Annotated in this window: 12 protein-coding genes and 1 pseudogene; 8 read left to right on the forward strand and 5 right to left on the reverse strand. The window is 72.6% G+C overall.

From position 1 onward, the window contains the following. The 7 genes and pseudogenes from G3I77_RS36330 to G3I77_RS36365 form a co-directional block, all read left to right on the forward strand. The coding region (locus G3I77_RS36330; protein WP_248510831.1) for a SpoIIE family protein phosphatase at window positions 1-1986 on the forward strand (1986 nt) is incomplete at its 5' end. Window positions 1987-2038: 52 nt separating this feature from the next. Next, window positions 2039-3616: a sugar ABC transporter ATP-binding protein gene (locus G3I77_RS36335; protein WP_248510832.1), complete on the forward strand. Its 1578-nt coding sequence runs from the start codon at window positions 2039-2041 to the stop codon at window positions 3614-3616. Then, entirely contained in the window at window positions 3613-4671 is a 1059-nt protein-coding gene (locus G3I77_RS36340) for an ABC transporter permease (protein ID WP_248510833.1), read from the forward strand. The genes G3I77_RS36335 and G3I77_RS36340 overlap by 4 nt, the downstream gene beginning before the upstream one ends. A 45-nt stretch (window positions 4672-4716) precedes the next feature. Further along, window positions 4717-5880: a substrate-binding domain-containing protein gene (locus G3I77_RS36345; RefSeq protein WP_248510834.1), complete on the forward strand. Its 1164-nt coding sequence runs from the start codon at window positions 4717-4719 to the stop codon at window positions 5878-5880. A gap of 171 nt (window positions 5881-6051) precedes the next feature. Continuing rightward, window positions 6052-7158 carry an FAD-dependent oxidoreductase gene (locus G3I77_RS36350; RefSeq protein ID WP_248510836.1) on the forward strand — a complete coding sequence of 369 codons (1107 nt, stop codon included), beginning with the start codon at window positions 6052-6054 and terminating at the stop codon, window positions 7156-7158. A gap of 130 nt (window positions 7159-7288) precedes the next feature. Further along, window positions 7289-8692, forward strand: coding sequence for a cytochrome P450 (locus tag G3I77_RS36355; RefSeq protein ID WP_248510838.1), 1404 nt, complete (start codon window positions 7289-7291; stop codon window positions 8690-8692). A gap of 332 nt (window positions 8693-9024) precedes the next feature. Continuing rightward, a pseudogene (locus G3I77_RS36365) lies at window positions 9025-9762 on the forward strand (MFS transporter); the annotation flags it as partial. A gap of 26 nt (window positions 9763-9788) precedes the next feature. On the opposite strand, the gene G3I77_RS36370 reads toward G3I77_RS36365, so the two are convergent. The 5 genes from G3I77_RS36370 to G3I77_RS36390 form a co-directional block, all read right to left on the reverse strand. Then, window positions 9789-10490, reverse strand: a complete 702-nt coding sequence (locus tag G3I77_RS36370; RefSeq protein WP_308311438.1) for an SGNH/GDSL hydrolase family protein — start codon at window positions 10488-10490, stop codon at window positions 9789-9791. Window positions 10491-11681: 1191 nt separating this feature from the next. Continuing rightward, window positions 11682-13418 (reverse strand): AAA family ATPase, encoded by a 1737-nt coding sequence (locus tag G3I77_RS40975; protein ID WP_308311439.1) that lies wholly within the window; start codon window positions 13416-13418, stop codon window positions 11682-11684. A 194-nt stretch (window positions 13419-13612) separates the two neighbouring features. Beyond that, on the reverse strand, window positions 13613-14617 hold the full coding sequence (locus G3I77_RS36380; protein ID WP_248510842.1) for a (-)-alpha-amorphene synthase: 1005 nt from the start codon (window positions 14615-14617) through the stop codon (window positions 13613-13615). Continuing rightward, the gene (locus tag G3I77_RS36385) at window positions 14601-15983 is read right to left on the reverse strand and encodes a cytochrome P450 (RefSeq protein ID WP_248510844.1); all 1383 of its coding nucleotides are present in this window, start codon (window positions 15981-15983) and stop codon (window positions 14601-14603) included. The genes G3I77_RS36380 and G3I77_RS36385 overlap by 17 nt, the downstream gene beginning before the upstream one ends. Before the next feature lie 403 nt (window positions 15984-16386). Then, entirely contained in the window at window positions 16387-19248 is a 2862-nt protein-coding gene (locus G3I77_RS36390) for a glycosyl hydrolase 115 family protein (protein ID WP_248510845.1), read from the reverse strand. 373 nt (window positions 19249-19621) lie between these two features. On the opposite strand from G3I77_RS36390, the gene G3I77_RS36395 reads away from it, so the two are divergent. Further along, on the forward strand, window positions 19622-20248 hold the full coding sequence (locus tag G3I77_RS36395; RefSeq protein ID WP_248510847.1) for a chorismate mutase: 627 nt from the start codon (window positions 19622-19624) through the stop codon (window positions 20246-20248).

Here is a 20248-nt window from a genome sequence, read left to right on the forward strand (position 1 = left end):
GCGGACAGCCGCCACAGCATCGCCGAGTCCGCTGCGGCGGAGGGCGACCGGACCTCCGCCGAGCCTGACGCGGCGGACGGCGACCGGTCCGCCGCGAAGTCCGTCACCGCGGACAGCCGCCACAGCATCGCCGAGCCCCCCACGTCGGACAGCCACCGGAGCGCTGCCGGGCCCGTCGCGCCCGTCGCGACAGGTGAGGCTGGGAGCCGCGCCGAACCCGGTGGGGCGCTCGCGGCCGGTGGAGGCAGGGGCATCGTGGATGAGCACTCCGAAGCGGCGTTCCCGGCCCGGGGGCTGGTGATGCTGGGGGAGCCGCACGTCGGGGCCTACGCCCTGGCCGCGCGCCGGCGTCTGGAGTTGCTGTCCGAGGCCAGCACCCGTATCGGCACCACCCTGGACGTGCGCCGCACCGCCGAGGAACTGGCCGAGACCGCGGTCCCCGGACTGGCCGACTTCGTCACCATCGACCTGCCCGATGCCGTGCTGTGCGGCGAGGAGTCCGCCGACCCCCTCGCCGACCTGCGCCGCACGGTCGTCCACGGCATGGGTGAGGGCCTGCCCTTCGCACCGCCCGGCAAACGCATCGACCTCGGCCCGACCGCGCCCCAGCTGCGCTGCCTCGGCAGTGGCGAGGCCGTGCTGGAACCGGACCTGAAGGCCGCCGCGGGCTGGCTCGCCCAGGACCCCGAGCACACCGCGCGCCTGCTGGCCCACGTCCACTCCCTGATCGCGGTGCCCCTGCTCGCCCGCGGTGTCGTCCTGGGCGTCGCCTGCTTCTACCGCGCGGGCAGTGCCTTCGGGGACGACGACCGCTCCCTGGCCCAGGAACTCGCCTCCCGCGCCGCCCTGTCCATCGACAACGCCCGGCGCTACACCCATGAGCGCACGATGGTCCTGGCGCTCCAGCGCCGGCTCCTCCCGCACGGCCTGCCCGACCAGGACTCCATCGAGGTCGCCCATCGCTACCTGCCCGCCGAATCCGACGTGGGCGGTGACTGGTACGACGTCATCCCCCTGTCCGGCGCCCGCGTCGGTCTCCTCGTCGGCGACGTCGTCGGCCACGGCATGCTCTCCGCGGCCACCATGGGCCGGCTGCGCACCGCCACCCGCAGTTTCGCCGAGCTGGACTTCCCGCCGGACGAGGTCCTCACCCACCTGGACAACCTCGTGGGCCGCCTGGACCGGGAGGACCCCGACGGCCACGGCGCCGGCGTCATCGGGGCGACCTGCCTCTACGCCGTCTACGACCCGACCACGCAGCGTTGCCTGATGGCCCGCGCCGGTCACCCGCCGCCCGCGCTCGTCCACCCCGACGGCACCGTGACCTACCCCGACCTCCCCGCCGGGCCCCCACTCGGCCTCGGGGGCCTGCCCTTCGACGCCGTCGAGGTCGACCTTCCCGCGGGCAGTCAGCTGGTCCTGTACACCGACGGGCTCATCGAGGACCGGCACCGTGACGTCGACGTGGTCCTGGAGCAGTTGCGCGGGGCCCTGGCCCGTCCCGAGCGAGCCCCCGAGGAGACCTGCCAGGCGATCCTGGACACCGTGGCACCCGCGCACCCGCACGACGACATCGCCCTCCTCGTCGCCCGCGTCCACGCCCTGGACCCCGGCCGGATCGCCAGCTGGGAGCTGTCCGCCGACCCGGCCCGCGTCGGAGAGGTCCGGGCGTCCGCCACGCGGTGGCTGTCCGACCGGGGGCTCGACGAGACCGCGTTCGCCGCGGAGCTGATCCTCAGCGAGCTGATCACCAACGCCATCCGGCACGGCGCCGGGCCCATCCGGGTGCGGTTGCTCTACGGCCGGACCCTGATCTGCGAGGTCTCCGACGCCAGCAACACCGCACCGCATCTGCGCCGGGCCGCCAGTGAAGACGAGGGCGGACGCGGTCTGTTCCTGGTCGCGCAGCTCTCGCAGAGCTGGGGCACGCGCTATCTGCCCGAGGGCAAGCTCATCTGGGCCGAGTGCGGGCTCGACGCGGCGTGAGGGTGGAGTCGTCGCGAGCCGAAGAATGCCCGAAATGCTGTAATTTGATCGGGTGCGCGACGCTCCCGACACACCCCCGAAGGCGCCTTCATCCTTCGGGCCGGAACCCCTGGTCCGGATCCGCGGACTCAGCAAGCGGTTCGGCGGCACCGTCGCGCTGGCCGGGGTCGACCTCGACGTCCACCCCGGCAGCGTCCTCGCCCTCCTCGGGCCCAACGGCGCCGGGAAGTCCACGCTCATCAAGATCCTCGCCGGGGTCCACCACGCCGACGCGGGGCAGGTCACCGTCGCCGGGGAACCCCTCGGCAGCCCCACCGCCGGCCGGAGCATGTCGTTCATCCACCAGGACCTCGGTCTCGTGGAGTGGATGACGGTCGCCGAGAACATCGCCCTGACCACCGGGTACGGGCGCCGGACCGGGCTCATCTCCTGGCGGCGCACCCGCGCCCGCTGTGTCGAGGCGCTGGGGATCGTCGCCGCCCACCTCGCTCCGGACACGCCGGTCTCCGCTCTCGCGCCGGCCGACCGCTCGCTGGTCGCGATCGCCCGGGCCCTGGCGGCACGCGCGCGGCTCATCGTGCTCGACGAGCCGACCGCCCGCCTGCCCGCCGCGGACTGCGCCCGACTCTTCCGCGTCCTGCACGACCTGCGCGACCGGGGGCACGCCCTCCTCTACGTCAGCCACCGCCTGGACGAGGTGTACCGGGTCGCCGGCACCTTCGCCGTCCTGCGGGACGGCCGCCTCGTCAGCCACGGCCGGCTCGCCGACCACAGTCCCGCGCGTCTGGTCCACGACATCGTCGGCGAGCCGGCCGAACCGGCCGTCCCCCGCCCCGCCGGGACCCCGGCAGCCCACCGCCGCGCCAGGCCACCGGCCGACGCACCCCCCGTCCTGACCCTCGACGGCGTGCGCACCGCCCGGGCCGGACCCGTCAACCTCGAACTCGCGGCCGGGGAGGTCCTCGGCCTGGTCGGCCTGTCCGACGCCGGGCACATGGACCTGGGGCGCGCCCTCGCCGGCGCCCGGCCCCTCCTGGGCGGGCGGGCCGTACTGCACGGGCGGCCGTACCGGCCCCGCACGGTCGCGGAGGCCGTCGCCCTCGGGGTCGGTCTCGTGCCGGGCGACCGGCTGCGGGAGGGCTGCCTCACCGAGCTGACCGTACGGGAGAACCTCCTGGCCAACCCCCGCGCGGGCGGCCTGCGGGCACCGCGCTGGATCGGCCCCCGCGGCGAACGGGCCCGGGCGGCCGCCCTGATCGAACGGTTCTCGGTGCGCCCCCGCGACACCGAGACGCCCATCGCCACGCTCTCCGGCGGCAACCAGCAGAAGGTCATGATCGGCCGCTGGCTGCGCGCGGACCTGCGGCTGCTGATCCTGGAGGAGCCGACCGCGAGCGTCGACGTCGGCGCCAAGACCGCGATCCACCGCCTGCTCCACGAGGCACTGGAGGCGGGCCTCGCGGTGCTGCTGCTGTCCACCGACTTCGAGGAGGTGGCGAGCGTGTGCCGGCGCACGCTGGTCTTCGTGCGCGGAACCGTGACGACCGAGCTGAGCGGCCCCGCCCTCACCGTCGCCGGACTCACCCGGGCGGCCTCGGCCATGCCCCCGTCCACGGCGGGGCACCCGTGACGCCGCCGCCCCGGCCGCGGCGCCGCCCCGGCGGCCACCACATCGGCGCCTACGGCCTGCTCGCCCTCACCGCCCTGCTCTACCTGGTATTCTCCCTCGCCCTGCCGGACACCTTCCCCACCCTGGACACCGTCGACTCGATCCTGTCCAACCAGTCGATCCCGGCCGTCCTCGCGCTCGCCGCCATGGTGCCCATCGTCACCGGCGCGTTCGACCTCTCCATCGGCTACGGCCTCGGCCTGGCCCATGTGCTGGTGCTGCAGCTGGTCGTCAACGAGGGGTGGCCCTGGCCGCTCGCCTGCCTCACCGTGCTCGCCGGAGGGCTGGTCGTGGGCGTCCTCAACGGCGTCATCGTCGAGTTCGGCCGGATCGACTCCTTCATCGCCACCCTCGGCACCGGCAGCATGATGTACGCCGTGACCGGCTGGATCACCGACGGTGGCCGGATCGTGCCCGGCCCGCAGGGCCTGCCGCCCGCGTTCACCGACCTCTACGACTCCTCGTTCCTCGGCCTCCCCGTCCCCGCCTTCTACGTACTCGCCCTCGCGGCCGTCCTCTGGCTGGTGCTGGAGCGGCTGCCGCTCGGCCGGTACCTGTACGTCGTCGGGTCGAACCCCCGCGCGGCCGAACTCGTGGGCATCCCGACCCGCAAGTACACCGTCTACGCGTTCGCCGCATCGGGCCTGATCGTCGGCTTCGCCGGTGTGCTGCTCGCCACCCAGCAGCAGATCGGCAATCCGAGCGTGGGCCTCGACTACCTGCTGCCCGCCTTCGTCGGCGCCCTCCTCGGCTCCACGGCGATCAAGCCCGGCCGGCCCAACGCCCTCGGCACCGTCGTCGCCGTCGCCGTCCTCGCCGTCGGCCTCACCGGCATCGCCCAGCTGGGCGCCGAGTTCTGGACGGTCCCGCTGTTCAACGGCGGCACCCTGCTCATCGCCGTGGGCCTGGCCGGATACGCCGCCCGCCGCCGGCTGCGCGGCGGCGCGGTCCGCGACGCGCCCGCCGCGCCGCCCCCGTCCTCCCCGGCGCCGGAGGCCGGCACGGCCCCGCCGTGACCCTCTCGGCACGCCCCGCCGCGTCGATCCCTCACTGGAGTTCCCGTGCACCGCACCCGCAAGGCCGCCCCCGCAGTCCGCACCGCGCGGCTCGCCTCCTGTGCCCTGCTGGCCACGGCCGCCGTCCTCACCGGCTGCGAACGCGGTTCCTCCGACGGCGCGGACGAGACCGCGACGGGCCCGAGCGGCTGCCCCGCCGTCCAGGCCCGGGCCCGGGAAGCCGTCACCCGGGCCGAGCGGGCCGACATCCCCTGGGGAGGACCCACCAGCGGCCCCGAGGCGGTGTCCGGCAAGAGCCTCGTCTACGTCGCCCAGACCATGACCAATCCCGGTGTCGCGGGCGCGGCGAGCGGGGTGCGGGACGCCGCGCGCGCCATCGGCTGGAACGTCCGGGTGATCGACGGCGGCGGCACCCCGGCCGGCATCCAGGCGGCCATGAGCGAAGCCGTCGCCCTGCGGCCCTCGGGCATCGTCATCGGCGGGTTCGACCCCGACTCGACGGCCCAGCAGGCCGCCCGGGCCAACGCGCAGGGCATCCCGCTCATCGGCTGGCACGCGGTCCCCGAGCCCGGCCCCAGCAGGCAGCCCGACCTCTTCACCAATGTCACCACCCGGGTCCAGGACGTGGCGCGCATCAGCGCGCAGTGGATCATCTCCGACTCGAACGGCCGCGCCGGGGTGGTGCTCATCACCGACGCGTCGATCCCCTTCGCGCGGAACAAGTCCGACCTGATCCGCGAGGAGCTGGCGAGCTGTCAGGGCGTGCGGCTGCTCTCGGTGGAGAACATCCCGATCCCCGACGCCAGCAGCCGTACCCCCCGGGAGATCTCCTCCCTGCTCTCCCGCTTCCAGGACCGGTGGACCCACTCCGTGGCCATCAACGACCTGTACTTCGCCGACGCCGCCCCCGCCTTCCGCGCCGCCGGCGAGAAGGGCTCCGGCCCGCCCTTCAACATCGGTGCCGGCGACGGCGACCCGTCGGCCTTCCAGCGCGTCAACAGCAGGCAGTACCAGGCCGCGACCGTGCCGGAGCCGCTCTCCCTCCAGGGCTGGCAGATCGTCGACGAGTTCAACCGCGCCTTCTCCGGCCGTCCCGACAGCGGATACGTGGCCCCCGTGCACATCGCCACGGCCGGCAACAGCGAAGGCGCCACCAGCTGGGACCCGTCGGGCTACCGCGAGGCCTACCAGAAGATCTGGGGGAGATGACGGCCGGTCAGGTGCCGATCCCTTCACGGAACATGCACGGAACCTCGGGACTCCTTTTAACTTTCAAGGGCTACTGTCGCGTCAGTCGAGTGGCCGCCGGGGGTCGATCCGAGCGGCGCCCGTCCGCGGCGGCCCTCGTTCCTCCCCCCCACCAGGCACAGGAGACTCGGTGTGTACGACGGCGACGTAGTGGTGATCGGCGGCGGCTACGCCGGGGTCCGGCTGGCCAAGCGGCTCGACGACACGGCCCGGGTCACGCTGGTGGACCGCAAAGAGGTCTTCTTCCACCGCGTCGCCTCCCTGCGCGCCGGAGTGCGCCCCGAGTGGACGCACACGCCCTTCATCCCCTACGACCGGCTGCTGCGCCACGGCCGGGTGGTCACCGGCAAGGCCCTCCGCATCGACACCGCCGAGCGGCAGGTCGTCCTCGCCACGGGCGAGCGGCTGCCGTACGACGTGGTCGTGATCGCCACCGGCGCGGACTACCCCGAGCCGGCCCGCTTCACCGGCACCACCACCGAGGAAGCGGCCAAGTCGTTCGCCGAGCACCAGCGCAACGTCGCCACGGCCGAGCACGTCCTGGTCGTCGGCGGCGGCCCCGGCGGCGTCGAACTCAGCGCCGAGCTCCGCCTCGCCCGCCCGGACGTCCGGGTCACCCTCGCCCACTCCGGGCCCGCCCTGCTCGACTCCACGGGCAGCGCCCGTCCGGGACGCAAGGCCCTGGCCTGGCTGGAGTCCCACGACATCGACGTACGGCTCGACTCGTTCATGTCGCCCGGCACCGACTTCGGCACCTACCGCGACGCCCGCGGCGCGATCATCGAGGCCGACCTGTCCTTCTGGGCGACGGGCACCACCCCCAACACGCTCTGGCTGCGCCTGGCCGGACACGGCGACTGGCTCAACGGAGCCGGTCGCGTGAAGGTCGACCGGACGCTCCGGGTCGAGGGCAGGCTGGACGTGTTCGCCGTCGGCGACGTGAACGACGTCAGCGAACTCAAGATCACCCCCGCCGCCCTCGCCCAGGCGGACCTCGCCGCCCACAACATCCGCGCCTATCTGCAGAGTTCCGGCAAGCACCGCAAGGAGCCGCGCCACTACCGCCCGATCCAGCGCACCCCGCTCATCGTGCCGTTCGGCCCCGCCGACGGACTGACCGTGCTGCCCGTGCCGGGCGGCGAGTCCGCCGTCCTCGGCAGCCGCACCACCACCATGGCCAAGGCGAAGAGCCTCATGACGCCCTACATGCGCCGTCAACTCGGCTACACGGCCGCCTGATCCGCGGCCCGGCCGCCCCATCACCCCACCCCCTCGTTACCCACGGGTTCAGCCTGGGGTAGGGTCCCCCACGTTTCCGGCTACCGACTGATGGTGGGCCGGTACAGGGCGTGTCGGAGGGTGGCAAGCGATGGAATCCCAGCGGGGTGACGGCGGATCCGTGGGCCTGGACGGCACGAGGCTGGAGACACTCGCTCCCGAACCGCTGCTGACCAGGGACTACGAGACGCGTCCCGCGCTCGTGTACGAGCGGCTGCGGCAGCGGCACGGCCCGGTCGCGCCGGTCGATCTGCTGGGGGTGCCGGCCTGGCTGGTCCTCGGCTACCGGGAGTCGCTCCAGGTGCTCCAGGACGACGACGGCTGGCCCAAGGGCCTGGAGAACTGGCGGGCCCGCTCCGAGGGCAGGGTGCCGGCCGACTGGCCGCTCGGGCCCTCCCTTGAGGTCAACCACATCCTGATCCAGGGCGGCCCCGGCTACCGGCCGCTGCGCTCCGCGTGGGACGTCGCCCTCAAGCCCTTCCAGGACCCCCGCCACCCCCAGGCCAAGCGACTGAAGGCCGCAGTCACCGCCTACGCCGACGAACTGATCACCCTCGTCGGGCAGGGCGGCAGGACCGGCGTGGCGGATCTGTCCGCGCAGTTCTCCCGGCCGCTGCCGCTCATGGTGGCCAGCCATCTGCTGGGCTTCCCCGGCTCGCAGGGCGACGACGCACTGATGGACATGTGGCGTGTGCTCGACGCGGGCCCGGACGCCGAGGCCGCGCTGGAACGCCTGCTGGCGACGCTGGCCGAACTGGCCGCGCTCAAGCTGGAGAAGCCGGGCGACGACTTCCCCTCGTACCTGCTGGCCGCCCACCCGGACCTCTCGCTCGACCATCTCGCCCGCGAGCTGTTCATGCTGCTCGGCATGACCTCCGACCACGTCGGCATCCTGATCTCCAACACCGTCGTGGAGGTCATCTCGGGCGAGGGCAGCGTGCGCGCCAGCCTGTCGGCCGGGATGGTCAGGGAGACCATGAACCGGGTGGTCATGCGCAAGCCGCCCCTGGTCAACTTCGTCCCCCGCTTCGCGGCCCGGGACACCCCGCTCGGCAACTACACGATCCGGGCCGGCGACCCGGTGTGGGTCTCCCCGGGAGCGGCCCACGCCGACCCGCTCTTCGCCGACCACGTCGCCGCGGGCACCACCATCAGCACCCGGGCCCATCTGTCCTGGGGGGCCGGACCGCGCCAGTGCCCGGCGCGGGAGCTCGCCTCGACGGTCGCGGCGGTCGGTGTGGGGCGCCTGTTCGAGCGGTTCGACTACCTCGACCTGGCCCTGCCCGCCGACCAACTGCCGTGGCGCTCCTCGCCGTTCATGCGCGGCCTGCGCTCCCTGCCCGTGCACTACGAACTCGCCTCCGCGCCGCCCCCGCGGCCGTGGGCGGACGACCCCGCGCCGGGGGTGGCCGAGGAGGTCCTGCCGGACCCGTCCGCGCGGCAGCGCTCCTCGCTGTGGCGCTATCTGACGGGCCTTATCCGCGGCGGCCGCTGACCTCAGAGCACCGAGCCGAACGCCCATCCCGCACCGGCGTTCCTCACGGTCCCGGGATGACGCTTTCATGCCGCACGCGTGACACACGGTGCTGGTCGCAGGCATGCCCGTTCTGGGATGCTCTTATCAGATCCCGGGACAGGGCGCGAGGGCCCGTGGGGGCCGGGCAGGTACACCTCGATGACCTGCCCGGCCGTTCCTCTGTCAGGGCGCGTAACGGGGCGAAAGCAGGGCGGGAACGGGGGCGAGGCTCACACCCAGCCCGACTCCGCGGCGATCCGGATCGCGTCGATCCGATTGCGGCCGCCCGTCTTCCGGGTGATCGCCGACAGATGGTTGCGGACCGTCGCCGCGGACAGGCATACGGCATCATGCTGTGCCTGGCCGCCGCCATCTTCGGCATGTTCTTCTTCCTCACGCTCTTCGTGCAGAACGTGCTCGGGTTCAGCCCGCTCGCGGCTGGACTGGCCTTCCTGCCGGTCAGCGCGGTCATCGCCGTCGGCGCCGGGCTGGCCTCGCGGTTCCTGCCCGTCTACGGGCCCAAGCCGTTCATGGTGGTGGGCGCGATCCTGGCAGCGGCGGGTCTGGCCTGGCTCACCCTGACCGATGTCCACTCCACCTACGCGGGCAGTGTCCTCGGCCCGATGCTCGTCTTCAGCCTGGGCATGGGCATGGAGTTCGTGTCACTGACCCTCATGGCGCTGTCCGACGTCCCCACACCGGAGACCGGGGCGGCCTCCGGACTCCTCAACGCCACCCAGCAGGTCGGCGGCTCCCTCGGGCTGTCCATCCTGGTCACGATGTACGGCACGGCCAGCACCAGCGAGGCGGACAAGCAGGTCCCGGACTTCCTCGAGCAGGCGACCCCGGCCGAGCGCATCCGGTTCGAACGCACCGGGCAACTGCCCAAGCCCTGGTCCGACGAGATCCTCACCGCCGGCGTCTCGGCCGCCTTCATCATGGCGGCGATCTTCACCGCCGTAGCCGCGCTGATCGCCCTGTTCGTCATCCAGGTCCGCCCCTCCGACCTGGAACGCCTCAAGGGAGGAGCGGGCCCCGGAGGGATGTGAGGCCCGCCCCGAACCCTTCGGGCCCGCTACGAGCCGATCCGCGCCGCGATCACCGGGGCCAGCCGGTCGGCGATGACCCGGTGCCCCCGGTCGTTGGGATGCACCGAGTCCGTCAGATCGCCCGACCCCAGCCAGCCGGTCGTGTCGACGAAGGACACCCGCGCGTCACCACCGGCGACGGCGGCCTTCACCGCGGCCTCGGTCTGCGGGACGAACCGCCCGCGGAACGTCTCCAACGCGAAGATCCACGCCTGCGGATACGCCGCCCGCACCTTGCGCAGCAGGCTGCTGTACGCCGACTGGAACTGCGCCGAACTCACTCCGTGACCGACGTCGTTGGTGCCGAGGTTGATGACGACCGCGTCGGCCCGGGAGCGGGAGAAGTTCCAGTCGGGCGTCGCCGCGTTCGGGTTGAGCTTCGTGAACTGCCGCTCCAATCCCACGCATTGGTCCGCCGCGGCCACCAGACACGCCCCGCCCTGGGCGATCTGCGTGTGCTCCACGCCCAGCCGCTCCCCGATCAGCCAGCCGTACGCGGTACGGGCGTTCTGCGAGCTCGTCGTGCCCACGGTGATCGAGTCGCCGACGAACTCGACCAGCTTGGCCGGGCGCTTCGCGTGCGGCGCGGGCGAGCGCAGCCCAGTCCACCCTCCCGTCCCACTCCCGCACGGGCCCTCGCGGAGTCGCGGAGGTTCTGGGAGTCGACGGGGCATCGGGCGCAGCACCATTCGCGGCCACCCCTCACGGTCGCGGCCGGGGGAACGTCTCCAGGGCCTCGGCCAGGCCCGCCGCGTCCGTGCCGACCTTGCGGTACACGGAGGAGAGCAGCTGCCGCACGCCCTGCTCGGTGAGGTGCAGTTCCTTGGCGACCACGGCCGCGGCGTGGCCCCGCACCGTCATCTCGGCGGTCCTGCGCTCCTGCGCGGTGAGCGTGTCCGTCTGTGCGTAGCGCAGGGGCAGCGGCCGCAGCCCGGCTCCGGACAGTTCCCGCCTGGCCCGGGCGGCGAGGCCCTCGGCACCGCAGTGCACCGCACCCTCCAGGCCCTGGTAGAGCCGGTCGGCGGCGTCGTGCAGGCGGCCGGCGCGGGCCAGTGCGGCGCCGTGGCCGACCAGGGCACGAGCCAGTTCGTACGCGGCGGGCGACTGCTGCAGATGGTCCACGGCCCGGGCGTGCAGATCGAGCCCCGCCTCACCGCCCGTCACCTCCGCCTGGGCGTGCAGCGCGTGGCCGATCGCGGATGCCGCGCCGAAGTCCCGGGCCCGCTTCACGGCGTCCTGCGCGTGGCGCACCGCACGGTCGGGAGCACTGCGGGACAGGGCCGAGGCCAGACCCAGCTGCCAGGGGCACCACGCGGGGTTGCGCCAGTCCCGGCCGTCCAGCCACTCGCCGACACCGGACAGCAGGGGAGCGGCGTCCTCAGGCCGACCCTCCGCCAGGAGCAGCTCGGCGTAGACGGTGCGCGGGTCGGGGTAGATGACGGCGTTCGGGATGATGTCGCCGTAGTGGTACCTGTCGGCGAGCCGGCGTGCCGCCACGACGCGGCCGCGGGCCAGGAGGGTCTGGATCAGGATGCCGATGGCGAACCACTGGGCGGGCACCGCCCCTTCCACCCGGTCGGCGATGCGCAGGCCCTCCCGCACCAGGTTCTCGGCCTCGGCCAGGCAGCCCCGGCGGTAGCGGATGTACCCGGAGAGCGTCTGGCCCAGGGCCAGATGGGAGCCGCGCCAGCCCTTCGACGCGCACTCGGCCATGCCCTTCGCGAACAGGTCCTCGGCCCGTCGCGGCCGGTCGCAGTACATGAACACCAGCGCGACCGAGACGGGCACCTCGAAGCCCCGGTTCTCATGGGTCCAGCTCAGCCCGCCCCGCAGGGCCTCCTCGGCGTACGCGAGGGCTTTCTGCCGGGGCTCGCCGCACATCATGGCGTCCCAGGCGCGCGACCCGAGGATGTAGCGCTCCTCCAGACTGCGGCCGGGCAGCCGGTCGGCGAGCCGGGCAAGCGCCCGCGAGCGGCCGGACGAGTCCGCCTCGTCGGTGCGGAACGCGCTCCACACGAAGTGGTCGGCCTGCATCCGCAGCCGGATCCGAGGATGGGCGGCGGCCCGCTGTGCCTCGTCGGCGGCCACCGTCGCGGCCTCTCCGCCATCCGGTCGGTGTGGGCCAGCGCCTGGGTCAGCCGGTACACCATCGAGGCACGCAGCTCGGGGTCGATGTCCGGTTCCGCGAGTGCCTCCCGCAGGTGCGCCACGGTGGCCGTGGGTTTGATGAGGAAGGTCGCGCAGGCGAGTTCGTGCAGCAGCACGGCGCGCTCCTCCGGCGGCGGCGGCTCCTGCAGGGCCCGGTTCAGCAGCCGCCGGGCCGCCTCCGGGGCACCGGAGTGCAGGGCTTCACGGGCGGCCTCCCGCAGACAGGCGACGGCCTCGGTGTTGCCCTCGCAGGGCACCTCCAGCAGATGCCGGGCCGCGGCGGCGTTCCCGAGCCCGGCCGCCCGCACGGCTTCCGCGGCCGAGTTGTGCATGCCCTCCCGCAGGCTAGGCCCGATGGACCGGTAGATCGTGGTGGCGATCAGCGGGTGGACGAACTCCAGGCTTTCGCCGGGCCCCTCGCCGTCGGCCAGAATGCGGGCGGCGCGCAGCTTCTCCGTGGCCTCGGCCGCCGCCGTGCTGCCGATCGCCGCGATCCGGGCGGCCAGTTCAGGCGAGATGGCCTGCCCGAGGACGGCCGCCGCGTAGGCGAAGCGGACGGTGGTGGTGCCGAACCCCTGGAGCCGCTCGATCAGCCCGGGCCCCTTCACCGCGGCGGCCAGGTCGCGCATCGCGGGCAGGTCCTCGCTGGTGCCCCTCAGGTTGCGCTCGCCGAGCCTGATGGAGAGTTCCACCGCCTCGAACGGGCTCCCTCCGGTGACCTCCCAGCACTCCTCGCAGAACTCGTCCTCGGCCTCCTCGCCGACCTCGTCCCTGATGATGTGTGCGACGGCCGTGGCACTGAGCGGCGCCAGGGTGAAGGGACGGTTCCCCAGGTCGGCGCCCGGGGCGTTGAAGGCAGCGGCTTCGAGCGGCAGTTCGTCGGGCCGGAAGGCGACGACGATCAGCAGCGACAGGTCCACGGCCCGGGGCGTGAACGAGGCGAGCCAGCTCAGTGACTCGGCGTCGGCCCAGTGCAGGTCGTCCAGCAACAGGACGAGGGGCGTCTTCATCACGGCGAGGCGCGTCATCACCCAGTCGAGACCGTCGCGGACCCCGGTCGGGTCCGGCACGTGGCCGCTCGGCGTCGCGACCAGGCCGAGTGCGGCGGCGACGATGTCGTACCAGCCGCCCAGGAAGGTGCGGAGCCCCTTCTCGTCCATCGACGCCAGCGCGGGCTGGACGACCTGGCGCACCAGGTGGAACGCCAGCTCCTGCACCTTCTCACCGCCCCTGCCCGACAGCACGGTGAACCCCTGCGCCCCGGCGCGGGCCCGGGCCTCGGTCAGCAGGGCCGTCTTGCCCATCCCTGCCGGACCGGTGAAGGCGAGGAGCCCACCGCGTGGCGCCTGAGGTACTCCGTCGACGGTGTCCCGCAGGCCCGTCAGCGCTGCGTCGAGCGCCCGGAGCTCCTGGCGGCGTTCGAGCAACGGCCGGGTCTCGGGCGTGGGTTGCCGCAGCTCATGCGCCATGTGCCGTACCGCTTCCTGTCGTAGGCCATCGGGAGGCAGCGCAGAGCGTACGCCTCCCGATGGGCGCCCTTCCGGATTCTGGAAAGAGCACGACGAAGACGGGTGAATGACCTGCTAAAGCCGCGTGAAGTGCGGCTTCCGCGGGTACCGTCGCTCGAATGGGCACCCGCCCCACGGCCTGACGAAGCGCCCCCTCACGACAGAACCGGGGCCGCGGCGTCCGCGTAGCGCGGCACCGTGCGGGACCAGTAGTAGCAGCCGCTGATCCAGCCGGCCATGCCTTCCACATAGCCGACGCCCGAAGGGCTCAACTCCGGTTCGATCTCGTCGTAGAGCCTCTCGAACTCGCGGATCGTGCCGTTGATCTGCTGGATGGCCAGGGTGACGGCCGCCGGCAGGGGACACCGGTGGGCCCGTTGGTAGGCGAGGGCCAGGTTGATCATTTCGCCGGACCGTTGCTCCTTGACCGCGGAGAAGAGGTCGGGGATCCACACCGCCGCATCGGCCGACAGCCGGCTCAGGCGCCGCATGAGCGGGTGATGGAGTTCCGCGGAGGTCAGCTCGCACGGCTGCGCGGCCTCGCACAGTGGGTAGAAGGGCTCGACGCCCGCGGTGAGGGACCGTATCGAGGTGCACAGCCCGGACTGTATGGGGGAGGGGTGGGTCTGGGCCACGGCCTCGTACAGCAGTCCGTGGACGTACTCACGGCTCTGCCACGCCCAGCGCGCGGCCTGTCCGGGTGTGCACCGTTCGCGGATCTGCCGGTAGAGGTCGGACAGCGCGGCTCCCAGAGGGGTGCTGGGCGGAGCGCCGTCCCGCAGGATCGCGATGCTCTCGCACAGCATGGGCAGCAGGTTTCCGGGCCGGTGCCGGCCGACCTCCTCGGCCCGGTCGTCGAAGACGAACTGGTAGGCGATCTGGTGGGCGACGAGTTGCAGGACGCCGGAGTCCGCGTCAGGGCTGTTGTAGGACGCCAGCTCGGCCGGGCGGGTGTGGGCGATCATGGTCGAGACCCCGGGTTCGTCGCTCAGCCCGGTCGCACGCAGCCAGTGGTCGACACCCGCCGAGGCCGCCGGCTCGTGAGGATTGCGCCGTAACGGGAAGGGCATGTAGAGGTGAGCGTCGATCAGCTCCACCAAGGTGGAAGCAGGGATCACGTCCTGCGCGACGGCCGCCCATTCCTCATGCGTGGTGGACACCGTTGTCACCGTCCCTCCGGCTCTTCTCCACCCCGGATGCCGCCGTCGCGGCTCCGGGCGCGAGGGCGACGGCCTGCGGCGCCGCGCCGCCCGGGGCGTCCGCCCGTGAGGTGCAGATCATCGTCAGGGACCTCGGTCCCAGTGTCGCCCCGGGGCGCGGTGGTGCGACGCGCCCGGCCGGATGGTGCAGCCGCCAGCGACCGGCGACGGTCGCCAGGGCCACCGTCATCTCGGCCATGGAGAACAGGTCGCCGATGCACTTGCGGTTGCCCGCGGCGAACGGGATCAGCGCCCCGTGCGGACCGGCGGCGGCCTCGCCGTCCAGCCAGCGCTCGGGCAGGAACCGGTCGGGTTCGGGGAACGACGCGGGGTCGTGGTGCAGGAGATACGGGCTGTAGAGGACCGTGGTTCCCCGCGGCAGCCGGCGTCCGGCCAACTCCGTCTCCATGGTCGTGACGCGCGTGAAGAGCCAGCCGGGCGGGGAGTGGCGCAGCGTCTCGGTGAGCACGGACCGGGTGTAGACCAGACGCGGCAGGTCGTCGGCGTCCGGTAACCGGCCGGCGAGGACGCTGTCGACCTCGGCGTGCAACCGCCGCTCCACCTCCGGGTGCTGGGCCAGGAGGCTGAAGGCGGAGGCCAGGCACATCGAAGGGCTCTCGGAACCGGTGAGCAGGAGGGATACCAACTGGTCGCGGACCTCCCGGTCGGTGACCGGGGCCCCGCCGTCCTCGGCGGACGCCAGCAGGAGCCCGAGCAGGTCGTCGCGGGGAGCGCTCCGGCGGCGCTCGGTGACGGCCGCGTCGATGAGCTCCGGCACCCGCTCCACCGCTCGCCGGTAGCGGCGGTTCGCGGGCGTGGGAAGACGGAACAGGGCGTCGACCGGAACGACCGTGCGCACGAACAGGCCGCGGACTATGGCGGCGAGGCAGTGCCGCACCTCGTCGGTCGCGGCGGGACCCAGCGAGTCGGACAGCAGGAGCCGGCTGATCATCCGGGTCGTCAGACTCAGCGTGGCAGCACTGACATCGACCTGTTGCCCACCGCGCCAGTCACGGCACAGCGACTCGGCCTCCTGGGCCATCACATCCGTGTGCGCGGCGACGCCGGCGGGGCGGAAGGTGGGTTGCAGCAATCGGCGCTGGCGCCGGTGCTCCGCGTGCGGGCAGGTGACGATGCCGTCGCCCATCAGCGCCCGCAGCCTCTCGTACTGCGGTCCGCCCTTGTCGAACGTGCGGGTGTCCCGGAGCATCCGGTGGACGAGTTCCGGGTGACACACCATCCACGCCCGCCGGGGGCCCAGGCGTATCTCGACCAGATCGCCCTGCGCGGGAAGAGTTTTCAGAAACTCCAGCGGCCGACGGAACAAGGCGATACCGTGGCCGATGGATGGGAATATGCCTGGAGCAGTACCAACTGTCCATGCGTGTTCCGATTCGGGAACGCAGCCGTTCATCGAAATACCACCTGCTTCAGTCGACATGGAAAAAGGTGAGGTTTCACCGACGTGGCGCTTGCCCCATGTCCTGCCCAGTCCAAGCCGGTCACCGACTTGGCGAACCCTTTCTCCAGGGGGGCGCACGGATGCACAGGGAAGCGCTGGGTGAATCACTTCGGATGCACGTCATGCGACAGGCGATCTTCTTCCCGTCGCTCCGGCTTCTCGGGGAGTCCTTACGTCTTTTCCGTGTACACGGATCCGGAGAAGAATGCCGTTGTGAAGGACCGGGCAGTATCCATGGCCGACGGGCCGGTCCGCCCGGTTCCCCAGGTCAGGCGCGGCGGTAGCTCTCGGGCGGCGCCAGGTACCCGCCCGCCACCCCACCCGTGTCGATCACGATCTGGTCCACCGCCATCCCCGGATCCACCATGAACACCCTCAGCACATGCTCACCCGGTGCGGACACGGTCACCCGGGCCGTCAGCTTCTCGACGCCCTCCTCCACGTTGCGGGCCCAGGCGTCGCCCCGGTTGCCGGTGGCGATCGCCTGGCCCGACAGGACCGTCGGGGGCTGGTCGTCGAGGGTGACCGCGAGGCGTCGCTTGCCGCGTTCGTCGAGGGAGGGCAGCCGGAAGACCGTCACCGGGAACGTGCCGGCCGTGGTGAAACGGACCCGGTAACGCAGCTCCGGTGACCGCGTGGTGAGGTCCTCGGTGATCGGCGGTGCCGTCGTCGGGACCGCTTCCACGGCGGCCGTACGGCGGCCCAGCCCGCGGACGATCCGCCACCGCGCCCCGCCGCGCGGCACCGCGCGGTCGAAGTGCGCGGCGTCGATCGACACAAAGCCGTGGGCCTCGACGAAGCCGCGGGCGCGCCGGCGCGCCCGTTCCCCGTCGTTGGCCACCAGCAGCGGCACCTGAACGCTCCGGCCGGCACCGGTGAAGGCCAGCGTCGGACGGTGCGTGCCCTCCGGCACCCGCGGCCAGTCGATCTCGGCCCACACCCGGATCTGGTCGGTGAGTTCGCCGCCCGTCGCGCTCAGCCGGATCCAGGGGGCGCTCGGCTCGGCCTGCCACTCCAGCGGCAGGAAGCCGGTGTTGAAGACATCCACGAAGCGGCGGTCCCGGGTGTAGGAGGAGAAGGACAACGGGCGGTCGGCTCCCGTCTCGTTGCCCTCGGAGGCCAGGCCCAGGCCCGACGTCTCCTGCCGCGGGAGCCTGGTCACGGCCGGGCGGCCCGGTGCCTTCGGGATCTCGGAAGGGTAGGGGTTGACGATGCCGTCCCACTTCCCGCCCGCGATCTCGGTGGTGTAGCGGCGGGTGATCGCCTGCTCCTCGGCGTGTGCCGCCTCGGCCAGCTCCGCGAAGCGGTTCGTGCCCGCCCCGCGGCCCTGCCGTACGGCGAGCGCGTTGCGGTCCGCCCAGTAGTACTTGAGGTTCATCAAGTAAGCGCCGTGGACGGGGTATTCGACCAGCTCGTAGTAGGCGTCCCGGTAGGCCTCGGGCAGTTTCGAGCCCAGCCGCCGCGCCCGCTCCAGCAACTGCTCGTAGGCCGTCATGCGATGACCTGCCTCGTCGCCGTGGTGCACCGTCGAGAAGACCGCCCGGTCGATGAACTCCGGGCGGCGCTGTGCCGCCAGGCGGTAGTACTCGGTGCGGATCGCGGCGATCTCCGAGCCGTACCGCCGGCCGAACTGGCGCCCCGCCCACTCCACGAGGAAGTCCTCGACGTTCTCGGGGCCCCAGCGGTCCACGTCCCAGGCCATGTCCAGGCAGAAGGACAGCCCGGTCTCGATCGACTTGATGTCACCGACGTTGAAGATCCACATGCGGTCCACCTGGTGCTCGTGGACCCGGCGCAGCTCCTGCCACACCTTGCTCAACTGCGTGGTGTCCAGCCACAGATAGCTCCGGGGGCGCCCCCAGTAGGAGAGGTGGTAGTAGATGCCGTTGCCGCCGGGGCGGCGGCGCTCGGCCTCGTCCGGGAGCTGGCGCATGTTGCCGTGGTTGTCGTCCGGCCAGATCAGCGTGACGTCGTCGGGGACCTGGACGCCCGCGTTGTACAGCTCCAGGACCTCCTTGTACGGGATGAAGATCTGCGGCTCGGCTGCCGGGCCCACCTCCTCGGCCAGGATGCGGCGCTGGTCGGCGATGATGTCGTTCATCACCACGACCTTCTCCGGGATCGTGGTGGCGTGCTTCGTCTCCAGCGCGGAGTCGTGCAGACCGCGCATGCCGATCGTCCAGCTGCTCTCGAAGGCGGCGTTCTCGCGGGCCCGGGCCCGCCAGTAGCCGGAGATGACGGCCGGGTTCACGGTGTAGTCGTAGAGCGGCAGGGTGCCGTCGGGGCCCCGGTGCTCCTCCGCCCACGGCTCCCACTCGTGCACGCCGTTGCGCAGCATGGCCTCGGGGTGGCTGGAGCCGACCACGATGCCGTAGCGCTGGGCCAGTTCGGGGTTCTCGCGGTGCTTGTTGAAGAAGTCGGAGTAGGGGTGCATCGCGGGCCAGAGGTAGTTGGCCTTGAGGCGGAGCAGCAGCTCGAAGACCCGCTCGTAGGTTCTGGGGCCGATGTTCTTGTCCGGCTCCTGGGTGCGGTGGGACCAGGTGGTGAGGTTCTGCTCGTCGTTGATGAAGATGCCCCGGTAGCGGACCGCGGGTTCCCGGCGGGTGAAGGGGCCGGCCGGGACCGTCACCGTGTCGCGGCGGGCGACGGGGACGTCGGCCCACCAGTACCAGGGCGAGACGCCGATGCGTTCCGAGGTGTCGTAGATGCCGTAGACCGTGCCGCGGCGGTCGCTTCCGGCGATGACCAGGGCACGTCCTACGCCGGGCAGCGGGCGGTCCACGACCTGGGTGACGGACGCCTCCCAGCGGCCCTTCACCCGGGAGACGTCCAGACGCCCTTGCCCGATGAGCCGGTCGATCACCGGGCTGGCGCCGATCGTCCCCACCAGGACCAGGAGTTCGGCGCGCGGCGGCACGGTGTGCAGGAGCCGTGGGCGCACGCCGCCGACCCGCTCGATGTCCGCCTGGAGGTCACCGGCCGCGCGGATGACGGCGGGGTCGTCCGCCGCGTCCACGAACACGTCCACGGCGGTGCCGTCCTGGACCAGGGGAAAGTCCGGGCGGTGGACCGCGGTGGCCGCCTCGGCGGTGGTGACGGGAAGCAGGGGAGCGGCGCCTGCGGCTGCCATCCCCCGTAAGAAGGACTTGCGGGTCACGGACGGGAACGACGGTCTCTGCGGCACTGGGCACTGCCTTTCCGCGCCGGCTCCGCGGCGGTTCCGCGTTCGGGCCGTCGGCGGGGCTGCGCGCACTGGGGATTGGCATGGGCAGGCTAGAAAGCGCTTGCCGTTGCACCCTAGGCGAGGCCACGCGAGGGCGTCCAGATGAGCGACATGGGTCCGCTGTGAACGCCGCTTCCGTCATGAGTACTCCCGCCAACAGCGCGGTGATCGGCGGGACATGGGCCGGCACGACGTGTACGTGCCGGGGTGGCTGCCGTCGTGCGCCCGGAGGGTGATCGATAGGTTGGCGCTTGCCTCACCCCTCACGGAAGGTCACCCGGTGCGCCCTCGACGTCTTGGTTCCCCCCTCACCGTCCTCAGCGCCGTGGCGACGGCGGCCGCTCTGGCACTCGGCCCGGCCGGCCCGGCCACCGCCGACACCCACAGGCCCGCTCCCGCACGCCGGACGGCCGCCGCCCACGACCTCACCTCGGTGACCGACCTGCTCGCCCAGCGGCTGCTGCTGGCCGACAAGGTCGCCGCCGCCAAGTACGGCACGGACACGCCGATCGACGACCCGGTGCGCGAGGCGCAGATCCTGGACGACGTCCGGGCCCGGGCAGTCGGTCTCGGGCTCGACCCGGACGCCGTGGCCGCCGTGTTCCGGGACCAGATCGAGGCGAACAAGCTGGTGCAGCGCGGTCTGTACGGCCGCTGGGACGCGAACCCGGACGAGCGCCCCACAGAGCGCCCTGACCTGGCCAAGGAGGTCCGTCCGGCCCTGGACCGCATCACCACCGGGCTGCTGGCCGCGCTGCGGGACACGGCGCGCGCCCGGGCCGTGCCGTCGTGCGGTCCGCATCTGGCCGGGGCGGCCGGCTGGTCCGCGTACACCCACCGGCTCGACGTCCTGCACCTGAGGGGACTCGGGCGGGCGCTGCCGTCGGTGTGCGCCGGCTCCCGGTAG

This window comes from Streptomyces sp. D2-8 (genome assembly GCF_023184515.1).
In the GTDB taxonomy this organism is placed as follows: Bacteria; Actinomycetota; Actinomycetes; order Streptomycetales; family Streptomycetaceae; genus Streptomyces.

What these genes read in the sequence shown, in the direction of transcription:
- G3I77_RS36370 (WP_308311438.1), bottom strand. Translation starts at nt 10,490, where the DNA reads ATGGTGCTGCGCCCGATGCCCCGTCGACTCCCAGAACCTCCGCGACTC.
- G3I77_RS36390 (WP_248510845.1), bottom strand. Translation starts at nt 19,248, where the DNA reads ATGGCAGCCGCAGGCGCCGCTCCCCTGCTTCCCGTCACCACCGCCGAG.
- G3I77_RS40975 (WP_308311439.1), bottom strand. Translation starts at nt 13,418, where the DNA reads ATGGCGCATGAGCTGCGGCAACCCACGCCCGAGACCCGGCCGTTGCTC.
- G3I77_RS36355 (WP_248510838.1), top strand. Translation starts at nt 7,289, where the DNA reads ATGGAATCCCAGCGGGGTGACGGCGGATCCGTGGGCCTGGACGGCACG.